The organism is Pseudoxanthomonas koreensis (assembly GCF_010093225.1).
Classification (GTDB): Bacteria; Pseudomonadota; Gammaproteobacteria; order Xanthomonadales; family Xanthomonadaceae; genus Pseudoxanthomonas; species Pseudoxanthomonas koreensis.
This window is the reverse complement of record NZ_PDWM01000070.1, coordinates 1-4,466: the sequence shown is the minus strand read 5'-3', so window position 1 is coordinate 4,466 and position 4,466 is coordinate 1. Positions and strand designations below refer to the sequence as shown.

Sequence of the window (4,466 nt, the reverse complement as noted above, 5' to 3'; positions counted from 1 at the left end):
GATATGGACAGGCTGCTGCCAGCCAGGGCCAGCGCGATGGCGGCCACCAGGGTACGACGCATGAAGATCCTCGCAGGGATGACGGGCGGGAAGGAGCGGACATCCGATCATGGCGTCGTGCCGGGGGGCAGAGACAGCGGCGGAAGTCATGCCTCCATCGTTGGCGCATGAGCCGAATATGACTTATATTCGGCTCACTCAACGAGCCGAATAGCCCCTGCATTCGGCTCACTCCCGACAGGCATGCGAAATGGTCGCACCCCGCTGGATCTGGCAGCACCCCGACTGGCCCCGGCTGGTCTGGCAGGCCGATGCGCTTGCGCCGCTGCTGCGCGCCTGCCAGCAGGCACAGGGCCAACTGCTCGGCCTGGCCGGCCTGGTTGCCGGCGACCAGCAGGTCGAAGAGGCGCTGGACACCCTGCTGTCCAACATCATCACGTCGTCGGCCATCGAGGGCGAACGCCTGGATGCCGCCTCGGTCCGCTCTTCGCTGGCCCGCCACCTGGGCCTGGCCGAACCGGCACCGCGCAGGCCCACGCCGCGCAGCGAAGGCCTGGCCGAGCTGACGCTCGATGCCATCGGCCAGGCCGACGCTCCGTTCGACCTGCCGCGGCTGCTGCAATGGCACCGCTGGCTGTTCCCCGAGCGCGACCAGCTGCTCCCGCAGCGCATCCGCGTGGGCATGCTCCGCGGCGACGAACCGATGCAGGTCGTCTCCGGCCGCATCGACCGCCCCACCGTCCACTTCGAGGCACCACCCCGCGAGGGACTGGACGCCCAGCTCGACGACTTCCTCGCCTGGTTCGAGCGCTCGCGCCACGACCCCGCGCTGGACCCACTGCTGCGCGCCGGCATCGCCCACTTCCGGTTCGTCACCCTGCATCCCTTCGACGACGGCAATGGCCGCCTGACCCGCGCCCTCACCGACCTGGCCCTGGCCCAGGCCCAGCCGCAGGTGATCCGCTTCCACGCCATGTCGGCCAGCATCCTGGCCGACCGCGCCGGCTACTACCGCATCCTCGAATCCAGCCAGAAGGGCGGACTGGATATCACCGCCTGGCTGCAATGGTTCCTGCAGACCCTGCACGACAGCCTGGTGCAGGCCCTGCATCGCATCGATGGCGTGCTGGCCAGGACGCGCTTCTGGCAGACCCATCGCAGCCAGGTCCTGTCGGCCGAACAGGTGAAAGTGCTCAACCGGCTGCTCGATGGCGATTTCGAGCACGGCATCAGCGCCAGCCAGTACCAGGCCGTGGCGAAGGTATCCAAGGCCACGGCCACCCGGCACCTGGCCGACCTGCTGGAAAAAGGTTGCCTGCGGCGACTGCCGGGAGGGGGTCGCAGCACCCGCTATGCGATCGATGCACCCGCCGGCGGCGGCGCTGCGGCGATCCCGCTCACCACATCAGGTCGTCGGGCACCTTGAACTGCGCGTAGTAGGCCGCGTCCTCGTCATCCGGATCGACCGGTTCGGTCGAGGCCTGTCCATGGTCGAGCACGATCATCGACGCATCGCGCTGGCGTACCTGGTCGGCCGCCACCCGCGGCAGCAGCGCGAAGCCCTCGCCGGCATCGACGATCACCAGCGCACCGGAGGCCAGCTTGCGGCGCTGGCCCTCGTCCACCAGCAGGGTGCGGATCGCGCCGGCGGCGGTGAAGCGGTACTCCACCTCGCCGCTGCGCGGCAGCTTGCGGTCGCGGACGATCTGCCGCGCCTGCGCCTGCAGCTCGCGCTGCTGGGCCTGCGCCTTGCGTCCGGCCTCCAGCGCGCGGTCGCGCTCGGCCTTTTCCGCCCGCGCCCGCTGCGCTTCCAGCTCGATCTCGCTCGGACCGGCCGCGCCGCCCTTGCTGCCGCGCGCCTTGGCCTGCTCGCGCGCCACCTCGGCTACCTTGGACTTCTTGACCAGCCCGGCCTTGAGCAACTGTTCCTGGAGGGGGTTGGCCTTGGCCATGGGGCACCGCGGGGTGTGGGGAATGCAGCACATGATAGTGATCCCGGGCGTAGTACGGGTCCGTGTGCGGCACGCCCCCACATCCGGTGTGGCACCGCCCTCCTCGCCTATACTCGAACGGCGTCACATTCCCGGGGAGGGAACGCTGTACCTGCTGCAACTGTCCGACCGGCTGGGCATCGACCCGCTGCAAGTGGCCCGGGAAAAGCAGGCGATCAACGCCGACAGGTGCCCGTCGGACAAGGCGCGCGGCAGCAGCAGGAAGTACACCGAACTCTGAGACCGGCGAGCCGAAGGGGGAAGGCTGGCGTGATCGTTTACCAGGCGACCAAATCTAAGTTCCTGCACGACTGCGACCACGACCAGATCGAGGATGTGGTCGAGCGAGCCTTCGTGCAGAAGACCCAGCGCTACGCTTCGCAATCGGAGTTCAAAGCCTGGCGCAACTCTCTCGTTGCCATGGCCAGGGTGCTGCGCGACACCGGCATCCCGGACGACATCGGCGTCGGCGTGGAGTTCGGCATCCCACAGACCGCCAAGCGGATCGACTTCATCCTCTCGGGCAAGGCCGAGGACGACACCCCGCACGTGGTCATCGTCGAACTCAAGCAGTGGTCCACCTCGCGCATCAGCGACAAGGACGGGGTGATCATCGCCAACCGCGGCGGCCGGGCCGAGGTCGAAGGCACCCACCCCAGCTACCAGGCCTGGTCCTACGCCGCCCTGCTCAACGGCTTCAACGAGGCCGTCTACGAATCAGGCACCGGACTGGCGCCCTGCGCCTACCTGCACAACTACCGGGACGACGGCGTCATCCGCCACCCGCACTACGCCGCGTACCTGGACAAGGCACCGGTGTTCCTCGACGGCACCGACGAACTCAACAAGCTGCGCGCCTTCATCCGCCAGCATGTGCGCAAGGGCGACAACGGCGCCCTGCTCTACGAGATCGAGAACGGCCGCATTCGCCCCTCGAAGATGCTGGCCGACAGCCTGGCGAAGATGCTCAAGGGCAACCGCGAGTTCGTGCTGGTGGACGACCAGAAGCTGGTCTACGAGACCTGTCTGGCCAAGGCGGCGCAGGCCAGCGATGCGCGCAAACAGGTGGTGATCGTCAAGGGCGGCCCCGGCACCGGCAAGTCGGTGGTGGCGGTGAACCTGCTGGTCGAGCTGACCAAGCGCGGCCAGCTGACCAAATACGTCTCCAAGAACGCCGCGCCGCGCGCGGTCTACAAGGAGAAGCTGGCCGGGCACCTGCGCCAGGTGGAGATCGGCAACCTGTTCGCCGGCTCCGGCGGCTTCCACGAATCCCAGCCCAACGTATTCGACACGCTGGTGGTGGACGAGGCCCACCGCCTCAACGAGAAGAGTGGCCTGTACGGCAACCTCGGCCAGAACCAGATCATGGAACTGATCCGCAGCGCCCGCTGCACGGTGTTCTTCGCCGACGACGACCAGATCGTGACCCTGTCCGACATCGGCCGCACCGAAGAGCTAGAGCGCTGGGCGCACATGGCCGGCGCCGAAGTCACCCAGCTGGAGCTGGCCTCCCAGTTCCGCTGCGCCGGCTCGGACGGCTACATCGCCTGGCTGGACAACTTCCTCGGCCTGCGCGAAAGCGCCAATACCGACTTCGACCGCGACAGCTTCGACTTCCGGATCATCGATTCCCCGGTCGAGCTGCACGCCCTGATCCGCGAGAAGAACAGACTCAACAACAAGGCCCGCGTCGTCGCCGGCTACTGCTGGGACTGGAAGAGCAAGAAGAATCCGGACGCTTGGGACATCGAGATCTCCGAACACGACTACAAGGCGCAGTGGAACCTCGACAAGGACGGCAGCCTCTGGATCATCGCGCCCGACTCGGTCGAGCAGGTCGGCTGCATCCACACCTGCCAGGGCCTGGAGCTGGACTACGTCGGCGTGATCATCGGGCCTGACCTGCGATGGATCGATGGCAAGCCGACGGTCTTCCCCGAGTCACGCTCGCGGATGGACCGCTCGGTGCGCGGCTGGAAGACGCTGATGAAGGATGACCCCGACGCCACGCGCGAGCGGCTGGAGCTGATCGTGCGGAATACGTACAAGACGCTGATGAGTCGGGGGATGAAAGGGTGCTACGTATACGCTTCCTAGTCCCAACTTCGCCGCAGTCCCATCCTACTCTTGGAGAAAACCATGTTTGGCGAACTGATCTCATTCCTTGATGCGCTAAGGTCAGTCGCCCTCGACATCAAGCATAGAAATAAGTCTATGGAGCGTGATTCCACCATACGCACACTCCTCGAAACATACTTTTACCTCAAGGACGCAGCAGACGAGGGGGAGCTATTAGTAGAAGACGCGAAGCCTAATCCGGTCGAGCTAGTTCGCAGTCTCGATCCAGCGGTAATCCCCCCACCGGTTAGCTGAAGCCAGAAGTGGAATTTTCTCGTACGCTTTCCCGAGGAGGTTCCATGAAGAAGTCCCGCTTTACCGACAGCCAGATCATCGCGGTGCTCAAGCAGGCCGAGG

Annotated in this window: 4 protein-coding genes; 3 read left to right on the top strand and 1 reads right to left on the bottom strand. The window is 66.1% G+C overall.

Annotated elements, in window-relative coordinates:
- The first annotated feature begins 250 nt into the window (after positions 1–250).
- Positions 251–1,426, top strand: a complete 1,176-nt coding sequence (locus tag CSC64_RS13650) for a Fic family protein (RefSeq protein ID WP_162435880.1) — start codon at positions 251–253, stop codon at positions 1,424–1,426.
- Here CSC64_RS13650 and CSC64_RS13645 read toward each other — a convergent pair.
- Positions 1,398–1,952, bottom strand: coding sequence for a DUF2058 domain-containing protein (locus tag CSC64_RS13645; RefSeq protein WP_162435879.1), 555 nt, complete (start codon positions 1,950–1,952; stop codon positions 1,398–1,400). The two genes, CSC64_RS13650 and CSC64_RS13645, sit on opposite strands and share 29 nt — an antisense overlap.
- A gap of 31 nt (positions 1,953–1,983) precedes the next feature.
- Here CSC64_RS13645 and CSC64_RS13640 point away from each other — a divergent pair, with 31 nt between their 5' ends.
- A complete protein-coding gene (locus tag CSC64_RS13640) occupies positions 1,984–2,232 on the top strand; it encodes a hypothetical protein (RefSeq protein ID WP_162435878.1) in 249 nt (82 codons plus the stop codon).
- Positions 2,233–2,261: 29 nt separating this feature from the next.
- Positions 2,262–4,088 (top strand): DUF2075 domain-containing protein, encoded by a 1,827-nt coding sequence (locus CSC64_RS13635; RefSeq protein ID WP_162435877.1) that lies wholly within the window; start codon positions 2,262–2,264, stop codon positions 4,086–4,088.
- The last annotated feature ends 378 nt before the right edge of the window (positions 4,089–4,466 follow it).

Bases quoted from the DNA above. Each gene is read 5' to 3' on its own strand.
- CSC64_RS13640 (WP_162435878.1), top strand. From the start codon at position 1,984: ATGATAGTGATCCCGGGCGTAGTACGGGTCCGTGTGCGGCACGCCCCC.
- CSC64_RS13650 (WP_162435880.1), top strand. From the start codon at position 251: ATGGTCGCACCCCGCTGGATCTGGCAGCACCCCGACTGGCCCCGGCTG.
- CSC64_RS13645 (WP_162435879.1), bottom strand. From the start codon at position 1,952: ATGGCCAAGGCCAACCCCCTCCAGGAACAGTTGCTCAAGGCCGGGCTG.